At 61.5% G+C, this 15624-nt stretch carries 14 protein-coding genes and 1 pseudogene; 10 read left to right on the forward strand and 5 right to left on the reverse strand.

What is annotated here, in order from left to right; all coding sequences use genetic code 11:
• Window positions 1-43 precede the first annotated feature (43 nt).
• On the reverse strand, window positions 44-1336 hold the full coding sequence (gene gbcA / locus FH041_RS19095; protein ID WP_028686661.1) for a glycine-betaine demethylase subunit GbcA: 1293 nt from the start codon (window positions 1334-1336) through the stop codon (window positions 44-46).
• A gap of 294 nt (window positions 1337-1630) precedes the next feature.
• Between gbcA and gbcB the strand changes: the two genes are divergently transcribed.
• The 3 genes from gbcB (at window position 1631) to FH041_RS19115 (ending at window position 3463) form a co-directional block, all read left to right on the forward strand.
• Window positions 1631-2731 (forward strand): glycine-betaine demethylase subunit GbcB, encoded by a 1101-nt coding sequence (gene gbcB, locus FH041_RS19105; protein WP_027913560.1) that lies wholly within the window; start codon window positions 1631-1633, stop codon window positions 2729-2731.
• A 202-nt stretch (window positions 2732-2933) separates the two neighbouring features.
• On the forward strand, window positions 2934-3164 hold the full coding sequence (locus tag FH041_RS19110; protein ID WP_027913561.1) for a hypothetical protein: 231 nt from the start codon (window positions 2934-2936) through the stop codon (window positions 3162-3164).
• Complete coding sequence (locus FH041_RS19115; protein WP_027913562.1) at window positions 3161-3463, forward strand: cell division protein ZapA; 303 nt, start codon at window positions 3161-3163, stop codon at window positions 3461-3463. The genes FH041_RS19110 and FH041_RS19115 overlap by 4 nt, the downstream gene beginning before the upstream one ends.
• Before the next feature lie 179 nt (window positions 3464-3642).
• Here the strand turns inward: FH041_RS19115 and FH041_RS19120 are convergent, their stop codons facing one another.
• From FH041_RS19120 to FH041_RS19135, 4 genes and pseudogenes are all read right to left on the reverse strand, one after another.
• Window positions 3643-3978 (reverse strand): hypothetical protein, encoded by a 336-nt coding sequence (locus tag FH041_RS19120; RefSeq protein ID WP_027913563.1) that lies wholly within the window; start codon window positions 3976-3978, stop codon window positions 3643-3645.
• 87 nt (window positions 3979-4065) lie between these two features.
• A pseudogene (locus FH041_RS19125) lies at window positions 4066-4206 on the reverse strand (threonine aldolase); the annotation flags it as partial.
• Between the two features lie 118 nt (window positions 4207-4324).
• Complete coding sequence (locus FH041_RS19130) at window positions 4325-5062, reverse strand: hypothetical protein (RefSeq protein WP_125921859.1); 738 nt, start codon at window positions 5060-5062, stop codon at window positions 4325-4327.
• An 85-nt stretch (window positions 5063-5147) separates the two neighbouring features.
• Complete coding sequence (locus FH041_RS19135) at window positions 5148-6188, reverse strand: low specificity L-threonine aldolase (RefSeq protein ID WP_027913565.1); 1041 nt, start codon at window positions 6186-6188, stop codon at window positions 5148-5150.
• A 383-nt stretch (window positions 6189-6571) separates the two neighbouring features.
• Here FH041_RS19135 and FH041_RS19140 point away from each other — a divergent pair, with 383 nt between their 5' ends.
• The 7 genes from FH041_RS19140 to fdhA all read left to right on the forward strand — a co-directional run bounded on the left by FH041_RS19140 (window position 6572) and on the right by fdhA (window position 15581).
• Window positions 6572-7825: a serine hydroxymethyltransferase gene (locus tag FH041_RS19140; RefSeq protein ID WP_023532571.1), complete on the forward strand. Its 1254-nt coding sequence runs from the start codon at window positions 6572-6574 to the stop codon at window positions 7823-7825.
• Window positions 7826-7840: 15 nt separating this feature from the next.
• Complete coding sequence (locus FH041_RS19145) at window positions 7841-9091, forward strand: sarcosine oxidase subunit beta family protein (protein ID WP_140174959.1); 1251 nt, start codon at window positions 7841-7843, stop codon at window positions 9089-9091.
• Window positions 9092-9105: 14 nt separating this feature from the next.
• The gene (locus FH041_RS19150; protein WP_027913567.1) at window positions 9106-9441 is read left to right on the forward strand and encodes a sarcosine oxidase subunit delta; all 336 of its coding nucleotides are present in this window, start codon (window positions 9106-9108) and stop codon (window positions 9439-9441) included.
• Window positions 9438-12455, forward strand: a complete 3018-nt coding sequence (locus FH041_RS19155; protein ID WP_140174961.1) for a sarcosine oxidase subunit alpha — start codon at window positions 9438-9440, stop codon at window positions 12453-12455. The genes FH041_RS19150 and FH041_RS19155 overlap by 4 nt, the downstream gene beginning before the upstream one ends.
• Before the next feature lie 184 nt (window positions 12456-12639).
• Complete coding sequence (locus tag FH041_RS19160; protein WP_027913569.1) at window positions 12640-13272, forward strand: sarcosine oxidase subunit gamma; 633 nt, start codon at window positions 12640-12642, stop codon at window positions 13270-13272.
• Between the two features lie 11 nt (window positions 13273-13283).
• Entirely contained in the window at window positions 13284-14141 is an 858-nt protein-coding gene (gene purU / locus FH041_RS19165; protein WP_028686656.1) for a formyltetrahydrofolate deformylase, read from the forward strand.
• A 240-nt stretch (window positions 14142-14381) separates the two neighbouring features.
• Window positions 14382-15581 carry a formaldehyde dehydrogenase, glutathione-independent gene (gene fdhA, locus FH041_RS19170; protein ID WP_023532721.1) on the forward strand — a complete coding sequence of 400 codons (1200 nt, stop codon included), beginning with the start codon at window positions 14382-14384 and terminating at the stop codon, window positions 15579-15581.
• Window positions 15582-15624: the final 43 nt, after the last annotated feature.

The raw sequence follows: 15624 nt of genomic DNA on the forward strand, positions 1-15624 counted from the left end.
AGAAAGGATAGCGACAGTTGCCGCTATCCCGGCTTCTAGCCAGTTACTGCGCCTGCACTTCCTTCAGATACGGCGCAGGCTCCGCCCCCAGGTTGTTCAGCAAGCGCCCGCTGTACCAGTCGATGAAGTTCACCACCCCAAACTCATACGTCTTGGAGTAAGGACCAGGCTGGTACGCCGTGGAGTTGATGCCACGTTGGTTCTCTTCGGCCAGGCGGCGGTCCTGGTCGTTGGTGGCGTCCCATACCTTGCGCATGTTTTCTGGGTTGTAGTCCACGCCTTCGACGGCATCCTTGTGCACCAGCCACTTGGTGGTGACCATGGTTTCCTGGGCACTGATCGGCCACACGGTGAACACGATCATGTGATCGCCCATGCAGTGGTTCCAGGAGTGCGGCAGGTGCAGGATGCGCATCGAGCCCAGGTCCGGGTTCTTGATGCGGCCCATCAACTTCTTGCAGGCCTGCTTGCCATCCATGGTCATCGAAACCGTGCCCTTGAGCAGCGGCATGCGTACGATACGGTTACGCAGGCCATGGCTCTTGTGCAGGTACGGGATCTTCTCGGCCTCCCAGGCGGCAGCAGAGGCGGCCACGTGGTCCTTGAATTCCTGGCTGGCGCGCGGGTCGTTGGTGTCGTCCCACTCCAGCAGGGTCTGCAACAGTTCCGGGTGCGAGCCATTGCAGTGGTAGCACTCGCGGTTGTTCTCCAGCACCAGCTTCCAGTTGGCCTTTTCCATCAAGGTGGTCTGCACCGCCACCTTGGCGTTTTCCATGTCGTACGGTTCCATGTAGTGGTCCAGGGTGGCCAGGAACTCGTCGATGGCTGGCGGGTTTTCCGCCAGGCTGATGAAGATGTAACCGCCAGCGACCTTCACGTTCACAGGCTTCAGGCCGTACTGGTTCATGTCGAAGTCAGCGCCCATCTCGGTGCCGGCGAACAGCAGGCGGCCGTCCAGCTCGTAGGTCCACTGGTGGTAAGGGCACACCAGCTTGGCCACCTTGCCTTTTTCGCTGACGCACAGGCGCGAGCCGCGGTGACGGCAGACGTTGTGAAACGCATGCACCTTGCCCTCGGTGCCGCGCACGACAATGATCGGGTTCTTGCCGATCTGCAGCGTGAGGTAATTGCCTTTCGCCGGGATCTCGCAGGTCATGCCAGCGATCAGCCACTCCTTGTGGAAAATCTCCTGCATGTCGATCTGGAACAGACGCTCGTCGGTGTAGAAAGGCTGGGGCAGCGAGTAGGTGCGCTCGCGGTTTTGCAGCATCTCGGCGGTCGCCTTGCGTGCAGGTTCAAGTGGATCGCCCAGGCTCAGGGTTGCGGTGACGTCCATCGTGTATTCCTCGGGGCCGTGCGCGGCCGGCAAAAGGTGGCTAATCGTTGTTGTGGTGCCGCAAGGCTGTTAACCATGAACAGCGTGTTGTTTTGCGGTGGAGTGTGCGTGCGAAGGCGGCGTGAACCGTATCCATGGGCGACATGGCCGATTTGAATTACGACGCCGCAACCCTTGTCGTGCGGGGCTGGTCGCGATAAGTACGCCGATGTCGCTGGCAGGAATGTTCAAGGTCGCAAGCTTGAGCATCATCCGAGCCATAAAAAGGCCAACTGTCGGCTGCTGGAGATGAACATGTCCGAAACCTACCTCAATCCGGTCACTACCCAGACCTGGGCCAACGGCCGCCACATCGTGCGCTGCGTCAAGGTCATCCAGGAGACCTGGGACGTGCGCACCTTCTGCTTCATGGCAGACCAGCCGATCATGTTCTTCTTCAAGCCTGGGCAATTCGTGACCCTGGAGCTGGAAATCGAAGGCAAGCCGGTCATGCGTTCCTACACCATATCCAGCTCGCCTTCGGTGCCCTACAGCTTCTCCATCACAGTCAAGCGCGTACCCGGCGGGCTGGTGTCCAACTTCCTGCATGACACCATGCACGAAGGTGCCGAGCTGCCGGTGCACGGACCTGTGGGGCTGTTCAACGCCATCGACTTCCCCGGCGCCAAGGTGCTGTACCTGTCTGGCGGCGTGGGCATCACACCGGTCATGTCGATGGCCCGCTGGTTCTATGACACCAACGCCAATGTCGACATGGTGTTCGTACACAGCGCCCGTTCACCCAAGGACATCATCTACCATCGCGAACTGGAGCAGATGGCGTCCCGCGTGCCCAATTTCGGCCTGCACATCATCTGCGAGAAGCATGGCCTGGGCGAACCCTGGGCGGGCTACCGTGGCTACCTGAACCAGCGGCTGATGGAGCTGATTGCGCCGGACTACATGGAACGCGTGGTGTTCTGCTGCGGCCCGACCCCCTATATGACGGCGGTCAAGCGCATGCTCGAAGCGGTCGGCTTCGACATGAACAATTACCACGAGGAGTCGTTCGGGGCGACGCCAGCCGAAGCCAAGGCCGATGCAGTGGAACATGCCGAAGCGGCCGCCGATGCGCCGGAAGTGGACGCAGCCGACCTCAACCTGGTCGAGTTCATCGGCAGCGACAAAAGCATTCGCATCGCGCCGGGCGAAACCGTGCACGCAGCGGCGGCGAAAGTCGGGCTGATGATCCCCAAAGCCTGCGGCATGGGGATCTGCGGTACCTGCAAGGTGTTGAAGCTGGGCGGCGAAGTGGAGATGGAACACAACGGCGGCATCACCGAGGAAGACGAGGCCGAAGGCTACATCCTGTCATGTTGCAGCGTACCGAAAGGGGATGTGCGCATCGATTATTGAGTCCAGGGCACAGCTTGGATCTGTCGGGGGCTGCGGTGCAGCCCCACGTCTTTGACTGACCGATGGTTGACTCAGGTCGGAACAAGAGGGGGGTTACCCTGTCAATGTGCGGGGCACAACCCTTGTGAATCCGATATTTAATGGCGATGGGCAACGGTTTTCTTTATCGTGTGCGCCCCTCGCAACAACCTGAGATAGACCCATGCTTGAAGCTTCCCTGAATCAACTCGAGCAACTGGTCAGCGACCTGATGCAAAAGAACGCTCAACTCACCGAGCAAAACAACGTCCTCGGCCAGCAACTGGCCCAGGCAAACGAAGAGAACGAAACCCTGCAGCTGTCGTTGATGGAGCAGGAAGAAAAGAACGGCGCCACCGCCGCCCGTATCCAGGCGTTGGTCGATCGTGCCAGCGCGGGTGTCGTCAACGCATGAGCCTGCAAGCGCAGCCGGTCAATGTCGTGTCGATCCTGGGCAACGACTATTCGATCAAGGCGCCCGAAGGCCAGGAAGAGACCTTGGCCCACGCGGTGCGTATGTTGAACACTGCCCTGGCCGAGACCAAGCGTTCGTATCCGACCCTGATCGGCGACAAGCTGCTGGTACTGGCAGCCTTGAACCTGTGCTCAAAGCAGGTCGAACTGCAGAAGGAACATCAGCGGACCCTTGCCCGGACCCAGGCACAGATCGACGCCACGGTGGATGCGATCGTTCGGACCATCGCCGAGCAGTGACAGGCCGTTGGCCAAGCTACGTGGGAGCGGCTAACCCCGCCCCCACGCTTCACGTTTTCTCCAGTCATTGAATGACTGAAGGTGTAGGTGGTCCTGCTTGCAAAGCAATGGCTTCACTGGCAACCACACCAAGCGCCCTGCTTTCGCTCAGTCCGGAGCAGGAGGCGGCATCTGGATTATCAAGTCTTAAGACTCAGCACGTCGAACAGGTCGTAATGAACTTCCTGGACAGTCCAACCCGAATCAGACTTGGTGTACTGTGTTTCCACACGTTTTTTTTCGTACACCTCGCCTGAACTCACCAGGCCTTCACGCACGGTGAAAAGTATATCGGGATCGAGTACTTCCACCCGCTCTGCGATGTCACTGTTATAGATGACGTGAACGGTAAGGTTCCCCGGGGTGTCGCGGGTCCACACCTTCTCCGTGACGACCTGGCCATTGATCCGGTCGCCAACCTTGATGCACTTGGCAACATCAGCTTCGCTGAGCACTGCCTGATTTTTTTCGTTCATCGCGTTTCTCCATGTCACAAGAGTGGTTACCCGGCCAGGTGTAAGCAGCCTATCGTCCTGTCCGGCAGAGAGAAACTGGCAGAAGTATCAGGTGCCAGCGATGGCCTGGATGTCTGCCGCCAGCTCACGCACACGTTCTTGCTCGGTGTCCCAGGAACACATGAGCCGCGCATCGCCGCTGCCGATGAAGGTGTAGAAGCGCCAGCCTTTGCCGGATGACGCGTTCACTTCACCAGCGGCCCACGGCCGCTGGTGCAGCAGTCACCTAGCGCCGCGTGCTCAATCGGGGTTTACAACGCCCTGCACTTTGCCCGGGCCCAGGAGCATCAACGGTTTCGAGTCGTCTCTAATGAGTTCCCCCTCCGATAAGCGACCAACGATCAGGCTCACGTAACCACTGCCCTTTGCCCAGGCCCAGGAGCATCAACGGTTTCGAGTCGTCTCTAATGAGTTCCCTCTCCGATAAGCGACCAACGATCAGGCTCACGTAACCACTGCCCTCAAACGCCATGAAATCGCCGGGTACACCGAGCGGGCCAGCACTGGTATCGACTGGGTATTCCAGGTGCCGGTCACCGCCAAGGTTCACGATGAACTTACGCGTGCCGTCTGCCAGGTGATACAGCGTCCTGTGATGAACCGTCTCCCACGTGCTTGGCAGCATGATCACCGTACCTTTGGGTGCGTACAGGGCCGCCTGGTGTTTCTCGCCGAGCACGAGAGCATCCGTGGGGCATGGCAACGTTTTAAGAGCAGTGGCTTTAGGGTTGTTGGTTACGAGCTTTTGCTCGATATGGTGGTAACTACCATCGACAATGACTATATCGAGTGGGCCGCTCCAGTCTATGGCTTGCTGGCGGGTAACTTGCGCGGTATAGAACTGGGTCGAGCCATCGTCGACGTTTTGCGCTTGCACACTAAGAACCGCAGTGTCCGATGCTTCATCCAACTCGATGTAGCGTACCCAGACGCGGTGATTCAAGGCAGGTTCCGGAAAAATGCTGCCGAAGCTAGCTTGCAACAGTTTTTCCGGATCCACTGGTACAGAGCTGTATGGGCGATCAGGTGCGTTCAGAGATTTCATGGCGGATACTCTTAGGACTAGAGGGCCCAAGGTACTCAGGCGGTGCACCACGCCCAACTGGCAAATCTGCTAGTCGCAGTCGATCTTAGGCTGCCACGATTCGGCGTATGGCCGATGCCAGGGCCTCGACCCGTGCCGTTTCGGTATCCCAGGAGCACATGAAGCGAGCGCCGCCATTGCCGATGAACGTGTAGAAGCGCCATCCTTCATCCCTCAACGCAGTCAGTGCAGGCTCGGGAAGTTGCAGAAACACGCCATTGGCCTCTACTGGGAACATCGCCTCGACGCCAGGCAGATCCTGCACCAGCGAGGCCAGCAGCTGCGCACAATGGTTGGCGTGCTGCGCATGCCGCAACCACGCGCCGTCTTCCAGCAAACCGACCCAAGGTGCCGACAGGAAGCGCATCTTCGAAGCCAATTGCCCAGCCTGCTTGCAGCGGTAATCGAAGTCTTCGGCCAGCTCGCGGTTGAAGAACAGAATCGCCTCGCCCACGGCCATGCCGTTCTTGGTGCCGCCAAAACACAGCACATCCACTCCCGCTTTCCAGGTCAGCTCGGCAGGCGAGCAGCCCAGGAAGGCACAGGCATTGGAAAAGCGTGCGCCATCCATGTGCAGGTGCAGGTTCAGCTCCCGGCAGGTCTCGCTGATCGCCTTGAGTTCGTCGGGACGGTAAACAGTGCCGACTTCAGTGGCCTGCGTGAGCGTGACCACCCGCGGTTTCGGGTAGTGGATGTCCAGCCGCTTGAGCGCCACTTCACGGATGCTGTCGGGCGTGAGCTTGCCGCCGACGCTGCGTGCCGTCAGCAGCTTGGACCCGTTGGAAAAGAACTCCGGCGCGCCGCACTCGTCGGTTTCGACATGCGCGGTCTCGGAGCAGATCACGCTGTGGTAACTCTGGCACAGCGAGGCCAGGGCCAGGGAGTTGGCGGCGGTGCCGTTAAAGGCGAAGAACACTTCGCAGTCGGTTTCGAACAAGGCCCGAAAGTATTCCGAGGCGCGCGAAGTCCATTGATCGTCGCCGTAGGCGCGGTCGTGGCCGTGGTTGGCTTTTTCCATCGCAGACCAGGCCTCCGGGCAGATGCCGGAATAGTTGTCGCTGGCGAATTGTTGGCTCTTATCTGTCATGACACTGTCCTGTGAACGACGCAGAACAGCACTCTAAACCATCGATTCAGCGGTTGACTATACAACCCGGATACCCGTGCGTTTTCAGGTCGTGTGTTCAAGGAATCCTCGACATTCGAATGTGGCCAACCTCGCCGAAGCGCCACACGGGTGAGCGTTGCCCTTTGAGCAGACGGGGGCTTGGCTCGGCTGGTTTTCAGGCCTGTGCCTCCCACCGGGCGCCGTACGTGTGGCCAGTGTGATCCGGACGCTGACCAATGTCGTAAACGCGCCATTGCAAGGCGTGCGCAGGCATCTGGCACACCCCGGCCAGCCCTACCATCGCCACAAAGGGTCAGAGTGAACCCTCCGAACAAAAAATGATCGCTGCCGGGAGATACAAGATGTTCAGCAAGCAAGACCAGATCCAGGGTTATGACGATGCACTGCTGGCGGCGATGAGTGCCGAAGAGCAGCGTCAGGAAGACCACATCGAGCTGATCGCCTCGGAGAACTATACGTCCAAGCGCGTGATGCAGGCCCAAGGCAGCGGCCTGACCAACAAATACGCCGAAGGCTACCCAGGCAAGCGCTACTACGGTGGCTGCGAGCACGTCGACAAGGTCGAAGCGCTGGCCATCGAGCGCGCCAAGCAGCTGTTCGGTGCCGACTATGCCAACGTTCAGCCGCACTCCGGCTCCTCGGCCAACAGCGCGGTGTACCTGGCGCTGCTGCAGCCTGGCGACACCATCCTGGGCATGAGCCTGGCCCATGGCGGCCACCTGACCCACGGCGCCAAGGTGTCGTCCTCGGGCAAGCTGTACAACGCCGTGCAGTACGGCATCGACACCGATACCGGCCTGATCGATTACGACGAAGTCGAGCGACTGGCGGTCGAGCACAAGCCTAGAATGATCGTCGCGGGCTTCTCGGCCTACTCCAAGACCCTGGACTTCCCGCGTTTCCGCGCCATCGCCGACAAGGTCGGGGCGCTGTTGTTCGTGGACATGGCCCACGTGGCCGGCTTGGTCGCTGCGGGCCTTTACCCGAACCCAATCCCGTTCGCGGATGTGGTGACCACCACCACCCACAAGACCCTGCGCGGCCCGCGTGGCGGCCTGATCCTGGCCAAGTCGAACGAAGAGATCGAGAAGAAACTCAACGCTGCCGTCTTCCCGGGCGCCCAAGGCGGCCCGCTGATGCACGTGATCGCCGGCAAGGCGGTGTGCTTCAAGGAAGCGCTTGAGCCTGAGTTCAAGAGCTACCAGAAGCAGGTCATCGAAAACGCCCAGGCCATGGCCCAGGTGTTCATCGATCGCGGTTATGACGTGGTCTCCGGTGGCACCGACAACCACTTGTTCCTGGTCAGCCTCATTCGCCAGGGCCTGACGGGCAAAGATGCCGACGCTGCCCTGGGCCGCGCGCACATCACCGTCAACAAGAACGCCGTCCCCAACGACCCGCAATCGCCCTTCGTGACCTCGGGCCTGCGCATCGGCACCCCGGCGGTGACCACCCGCGGCTTCAAGGTCGCCCAATGCGTGGCCCTGGCCGGCTGGATCTGTGACGTGCTCGACAACCTCGGTGACGCTGACGTCGAAGCCGATGTGGCCAGCAATGTCGCGGCGCTGTGCGCAGATTTCCCTGTTTACCGCTGAGTGGAGTCCCACACCATGCAACGTTACTCGGGCTTCGGCCTTCTCAAGCACTCCCTCAGCCACCACGAGAACTGGCAGCGCATGTGGCGTACGCCGACACCGAAGAAGGTGTACGACGTGGTCATCGTCGGCGGTGGTGGCCACGGCCTGGCCACGGCCTACTACCTGGCCAAGGAACACGGCATCACCAATGTCGCGGTGATCGAAAAAGGTTACCTGGGCGGCGGCAACACCGCCCGTAACACCACCATCGTGCGCTCCAACTACCTGTGGGACGAGTCGGCCCACCTGTATGAGCACGCCATGAAGCTGTGGGAGGGCCTGTCCCAGGACCTCAACTACAACGTCATGTTCTCCCAGCGCGGCGTGTACAACCTGTGCCACACCCTGCAGGACATGCGTGACTCCGAACGCCGGGTCAGCGCCAACCGCCTCAATGGGGTCGATGGCGAACTGCTCAATACCGCCCAGGTCGCGGCCGAGATTCCGTACCTGGACTGCTCCAAGAACACCCGTTACCCGATCCTGGGTGCCACCGTGCAGCGCCGTGGCGGCGTCGCCCGCCACGACGCCGTGGCCTGGGGCTACGCCCGTGCCGCCGACGCCCTGGGCGTGGACTTGATCCAGCAGACCGAAGTGACGGGTTTCCGCAAGGAAAACGGCGCGGTCATCGGCGTGGAAACCAACAAGGGCTTCATCGGCTCCAAGCGCGTGGGCGTGGTCACGGCAGGTAACTCCGGTCATATGGCCAAGCTGGCCGGCTTCCGCCTGCCGCTCGAATCGCACCCATTGCAGGCACTGGTTTCCGAACCGATCAAGCCCATCATCGACAGCGTCATCATGTCCAACGCCGTGCACGGCTACATCAGCCAGTCGGACAAGGGCGACCTGGTGATCGGTGCGGGTATCGACAGCTGGATCGGCTACGGCCAGCGTGGTTCGTACCCAGTGATCGAGCACACCTTGCAGGCCATCGTCGAGATGTTCCCCAACCTCTCGCGTGTGCGCATGAACCGCCAATGGGGCGGCATCGTCGACACCTCGCCGGACGCCTGCCCGATCATCACCAAGACCCCGGTCAAGAACATGTTCTTCAACTGCGGTTGGGGTACTGGCGGCTTCAAGGCGACCCCAGGTTCGGGCAACGTCTTCGCCGCGAGCCTGGCCAAGGGCGAGATGCACCCCCTGGCCGCGCCGTTCTCCATGGACCGCTTCTACAACGGCGCCCTGATCGACGAACACGGCGCTGCCGCCGTCGCCCACTAACCGGAGACACCGTCATGTTGCATATTTTCTGTCCCCACTGCGGCGAGCTGCGCTCCGAAGAAGAGTTCCACGCCTCTGGCCAGGCGCACATCGCCCGTCCGCTGGACCCCAACGCCTGCTCCGACCAGGAGTGGGGCACGTACATGTTCTACCGTGACAACCCGCGCGGTATTCACCACGAACTGTGGGACCACGTTGCCGGCTGCCGTCAGTATTTCAACGTCACCCGTAACACCGAAACCTACGAGATCCTGGAAACCTACAAGATTGGCGAGAAGCCGCAAGTCAGCGCCCGTGAACACACACCGGCGCGCTCGGCTGCTGTAAACGAACGGGGAGTCAACGTATGAGCCAGACCTATCGCCTCGCCAGCGGCGGCCGTATCGACCGCAGCAAGGTGTTGAACTTCACCTTCAACGGCAAGACTTACCAGGGCTATGCCGGCGACAGCCTGGCGGCGGCTTTGCTGGCCAACGGCGTCGACATCGTTGGCCGCAGCTTCAAGTACTCGCGTCCGCGCGGCATCATCGCCGCAGGCACCGAGGAGCCGAACGCCATCTTGCAGATCGGCTCCAGCGAAGCCACCCAGATCCCCAACGTGCGCGCTACCCAGCAAGCCCTGTATTCGGGCCTGGTCGCCACCAGCACCAATGGCTGGCCGAACGTCAACAATGACGTCATGGGTATCCTGGGCAAGGTAGGCGGCAGCATGATGCCGCCGGGCTTCTACTACAAAACCTTCATGTACCCCAAGTCGTTCTGGATGACGTACGAGAAGTACATCCGCAAGGCAGCCGGCCTTGGCCGCGCGCCGCTGCAAAATGATCCGGACAGCTACGACTACATGAACCAGCACTGCGACGTGCTGATCGTCGGTGCAGGGCCTGCTGGCCTGGCGGCGGCCCTCGCGGCTGCGCGCAGCGGTGCTCGCGTGATCCTGGCCGACGAGCAGGAAGAATTCGGTGGCAGCCTGCTGGACACCCGTGAAACCCTCGACGGCAAGCCGGCCGCTGAATGGGTCAGTGGCGTCATCAAGGAGCTCGAAGGCCTGCCGGAAGTGACCTTGCTGCCACGCGCCACGGTCAACGGCTACCACGACCATAACTTCCTGACCATCCATGAGCGCCTCACCGACCACCTGGGCGACCGTGCTCCGCTCGGCCAGGTTCGCCACCGCGTGCACCGTGTACGGGCCAAGCGTGTGGTGCTGGCCACCGGCGCCCACGAGCGCCCGCTGGTGTACGGCAACAACGACGTGCCAGGCAACATGCTGGCCGGCGCCGTTTCGACCTATGTTCGCCGCTACGGCGTAGCGCCTGGCCGCAAGCTGGTGCTGTCGACCAACAACGACCATGCCTACCGTACCGCGCTGGATTGGCACGATGCAGGTTTGCAGGTGGTGGCCATCGCCGATGCCCGCCACAACCCACGGGGCTCGCTGGTCGAAGAAGCGCGTGCCAAGGGTATTCGTATCCTCACCTCCAGTGCTGTCATCGAAGCCAAGGGCAGCAAGCACGTCACGGGTGCTCGGGTGGCCGCCATCGATGTGCAGGCCCACAAGGTCACCAGCCCTGGCGAAACCCTCGAGTGCGACCTGATCGCCACCTCCGGGGGCTATAGCCCTGTGGTTCACCTGGCTTCGCACCTGGGCGGCCGTCCGGTATGGCGTGAAGACATTCTGGGCTTCGTGCCGGGCAATGCCCCGCAAAAGCGTGAGTGCGTTGGCGGCATCAACGGTGTCTATCCGTTGGGCGATGCCATTGCCGACGGCTTCGAAGGCGGCGTGCGTGCAGCCACCGAAGCAGGCTTCAAGGCGACCGTAGGCACCTTGCCGAAAACCGTCTCGCGCAAGGAAGACGCCACCCTGGCGCTGTTCCAGGTGCCACACGACAAGGGCACCGCACGTGCGCCTAAACAGTTCGTCGATCAGCAGAACGACGTGACGGCCGCTGCCATCGAGCTGGCTACCCGTGAAGGCTTCGAGTCGGTCGAGCACGTCAAACGCTACACCGCGTTGGGCTTCGGTACCGACCAGGGCAAACTGGGCAACATCAACGGCCTGGCCATTGCGGCGCGTTCGATGGGCATCACCATTCCGGAAATGGGCACCACCATGTTCCGCCCCAACTACACGCCGGTGACATTCGGCGCGGTGGCGGGTCGTCACTGTGGGCACCTGTTCGAGCCCGTGCGCTTCACGGCCCTGCATGCCTGGCACGTGAAGAATGGCGCCGAGTTCGAAGACGTTGGTCAGTGGAAGCGCCCGTGGTACTTCCCCAAAGCCGGTGAAGACATCCACGCCGCCGTTGCCCGCGAATGCAAGGCGGTGCGTGACAGCGTCGGCTTCCTGGACGCCTCCACCCTGGGCAAGATCGATATCCAGGGCCCGGATTCGCGTGAGTTCCTCAACCGCGTGTACACCAACGCCTGGACCAAGCTCGATGTGGGCAAGGCGCGCTATGGTCTGATGTGCAAGGAAGACGGCATGGTGTTCGACGACGGCGTAACCGCCTGCGTCGGCGACAACCACTTCATTATGACCACCACCACTGGCGGCGCGGCGCGCGTGTTGCAATGGCTGGAGCTGTACCACCAGACCGAGTGGCCAGACCTGAAGGTGTATTTCACCTCGGTGACCGACCACTGGGCGACCATGACCTTGTCCGGGCCGAACAGCCGCAAGCTGCTCAGCGAGCTGACCGACATCGACATGGACAAGGAAGCCTTCCCGTTCATGACCTGGAAGGAAGGCAACGTCGGTGGTGTGCCAGCCCGTGTGTTCCGTATCTCGTTCACCGGTGAGCTGTCGTATGAAATCAACGTGCAAGCCAACTACGCCATGGGCGTGCTGGAGCAGATCGTCGAGGCAGGCAAGAAGTACAACCTGACCCCGTACGGCACCGAGACCATGCACGTGCTGCGTGCCGAGAAGGGCTTCATCATTGTCGGCCAGGACACGGACGGCTCGATGACGCCGGACGACCTGAACATGAGCTGGTGCGTGGGGCGCAACAAGCCGTATTCGTGGATTGGCCTGCGCGGCATGAACCGTGAAGACTGCGTGCGTGAAAACCGCAAGCAGCTGGTTGGCCTGAAACCGATCGACCCGAACCAGTGGCTGCCCGAAGGCGCTCAGCTGGTGTTCGATCCGAAGCAGCCCATCCCGATGGACATGGTTGGCCACGTCACCTCCAGCTACGCCGCCAACTCCCTGGGCTATTCGTTCGCCATGGGTGTGGTCAAGGGCGGCCTCAAGCGCATGGGCGAGCGTGTCTACTCGCCTCAGGCCGATGGCAGCGTGATCGAGGCGGAAATCGTGTCTTCGGTGGTCTTCGATCCGAAGGGTGAGCGGCAGAACGTTTGACTCCGGGCCCCTGGGGAGCAGGCCAGGCCGGGTCGCAGGCCGGCCGGCTCCTACAGGCGCGGTGCAGACACCGAGGTTCATGCACGCTCAGTAAGCGCCGGCTCGCCGGCGATGAGGCTGGCAGAGCTTGCTGGACCGGGTGTCTGCATCCCATCGACGAACAAGAATTCAAGGCAGGTATGAAATGAGCGCTATCAACGTCTTCGAGCAAAACCCCGGCGCCTCGGCCAAGGCCGAGTCGCCATTGCACCACGCCGACCTGGCAAGCCTGGTGGGCAAGGGCCGCAACAACGCTGGCGTGACCCTGCGCGAGCGCAAGTTCCTCGGCCACCTGACCCTGCGTGGCAACGGTCATGATCCAGCCTTTGCCGGTGGCGTACACAAGGCCCTGGGCCTGGAGTTGCCGGTGGCATTGACCGTCGTGGCCAACGGCGATCTGTCGCTGCAATGGGTCGGTCCTGATGAGTGGCTGCTGATCGTCCCGGGTGGGCAGGAAGTGGCGATTGAACAAAAGCTGCGTGCTGCCCTTGAAGGGCAACACATCCAGGTGGTCAATGTCAGCGGTGGGCAGAGCCTGCTGGAGCTGCGCGGCCCGAACGTGCGCGACGTGCTGATGAAGTCCACCAGCTACGACGTGCATCCGAACAACTTCCCGGTCGGCAAGGCTGTCGGCACGGTGTTCGCCAAGTCGCAGCTGGTGATTCGGCGTACTGCCGAAGACACCTGGGAGCTGGTCATCCGCCGCAGCTTCTCCGATTACTGGTGGATGTGGCTGCAGGACGCATCGGCCGAGTACGGGCTGGCCATCGAAGCTTAAGGAGAACTGCCATGAGTCGGGCACCGGATACCTGGATTCTCACCGCCGACTGCCCGAGCATGCTCGGTACCGTCGACGTGGTGACGCGTTACCTCTTCGAGCAACGCTGCTACGTGACGGAGCACCATTCCTTCGATGATCGGCTGTCCGGGCGCTTCTTCATTCGCGTGGAGTTTCGCGTGCCTGACGGCTTCGACGAAGACGGGTTGCGTGCAGGCCTTGCCGAGCGCAGCGAGGCGTTTGGCATGGCGTTCGAGCTGACGGCTCCCAACCATCGCCCCAAGGTGGTGATCATGGTGTCCAAGGCCGACCATTGTCTGAACGACCTGCTGTATCGCCAGCGTATCGGTCAACTGGGCATGGACGTGGTGGCGGTGGTCTCCAACCACCCCGACCTCGAGCCGTTGGCACACTGGCACAAGATTCCCTACTACCATTTCGCGCTCGACCCGAAGGACAAGCCTGCACAAGAGCGCAAGGTGTTGCAGGTGATCGAACAGACGGGCGCAGAGCTGGTTATCCTCGCGCGCTACATGCAGGTGCTCTCGCCCGAGCTGTGCCGCCAGCTCGATGGCCGCGCGATCAACATCCACCACTCGTTGCTACCGGGGTTCAAGGGTGCCAAGCCTTACCACCAGGCGTACAACAAGGGTGTGAAGATGGTCGGGGCCACGGCACACTACATCAACAATGACTTGGACGAAGGGCCGATCATCGCCCAAGGTGTCGAAGTGGTGGACCATACCTATTACCCCGAAGACCTGATCGCCAAGGGGCGAGACATCGAGTGCCTGACCCTGGCACGGGCGGTGGGATACCACATCGAGAAGCGGGTGTTTCTCAACGCCAACCGCACGGTCGTTCTTTAGCGTTTTTGCTGGCCTCCTCGCCGCTTGGGTCGCGGCGAGGCTCGCCTCTGCCTCTCCCTGTGTGTGCGCCTTATCTTCCCGCGACAAACCTGCCGCTAAAAGGCATCTCCCTGTCGCTCCCAGTCAGTGCATCGGGCCCCATCCGGCCCACAATTCCCCCATTCCAGAAACACATGCCGCCCATGGATGGCGGCGCGTTCAACCACCGCTGCATAAATACAAATCAAGCGAGGTAAGAGCATGTCTGGCAATCGTGGAGTGGTATATCTCGGCGCCGGCAAGGTCGAGGTGCAGAAGATCGACTACCCGAAAATGCAGGACCCGCGCGGCAAGAAGATCGAGCACGGCGTGATCCTGAAGGTGGTCTCCACCAACATCTGCGGCTCTGACCAGCACATGGTCCGCGGCCGCACCACTGCCCAGGTCGGCCTGGTTCTGGGCCACGAAATTACTGGTGAAATCGTCGAGAAGGGCAGTGACGTCGAGCGCATGCAGATCGGCGATCTGGTCTCGGTGCCATTCAACGTCGCCTGCGGCCGTTGCCGTTCCTGCAAGGAAATGCACACCGGTGTCTGCCTCACCGTAAACCCGGCCCGCGCCGGTGGTGCCTACGGTTATGTGGACATGGGCGACTGGACCGGTGGTCAGGCCGAATATGTACTGGTGCCATACGCCGACTTCAACCTCCTGAAGCTCCCTGAGCGCGACAAGGCCATGGAAAAGATCCGTGACCTGACTTGCCTGTCCGACATTCTGCCAACCGGTTACCACGGTGCCGTGACTGCAGGCGTAGGCCCAGGCAGCACCGTCTATGTTGCAGGTGCCGGCCCTGTGGGCCTGGCTGCCGCTGCTTCGGCTCGCCTGCTGGGCGCTGCCTGTGTGATCGTGGGCGACCTGAACCCTGCTCGCCTGGCTCACGCCAAGTCCCAGGGCTTCGAAGTGGTCGACCTGTCCAAAGACACCCCGCTGCACGAACAGATCGTGGACATTCTTGGCGAGCCGGAAGTGGATTGCGCCGTCGATGCCGTCGGCTTCGAAGCGCGCGGCCATGGCCATGAAGGCGCCAAGCACGAGGCACCTGCCACCGTGTTGAACTCGCTGATGCAGGTGACCCGTGTGGCCGGGCAGATCGGTATTCCCGGTCTGTACGTGACCGAAGACCCGGGTGCAGTGGATGCTGCTGCCAAAATCGGCGCGCTGAGCATCCGCTTCGGCCTTGGCTGGGCCAAGTCGCACAGCTTCCACACCGGCCAGACCCCGACCATGAAGTACAACCGCCAGCTGATGCAGGCGATCATGTGGGACCGCATCAACATTGCCGAAGTGGTGGGTGTGCAGGTGATCAACCTGGATCAGGCGCCGGAAGGGTATGGCGAGTTCGATGCAGGTGTGCCGAAGAAATTCGTGATCGACCCGCACAAGATGTGGGGCGCGGCGTGACGGGCTTCGCAACGGTATAAGAAAGCGCCACGCATGGGAGTGC

The sequence above is a fragment of the Pseudomonas sp. SWI7 genome, from assembly GCF_006351945.1.
GTDB lineage: Bacteria > Pseudomonadota > Gammaproteobacteria > Pseudomonadales > Pseudomonadaceae > Aquipseudomonas > Aquipseudomonas fulva.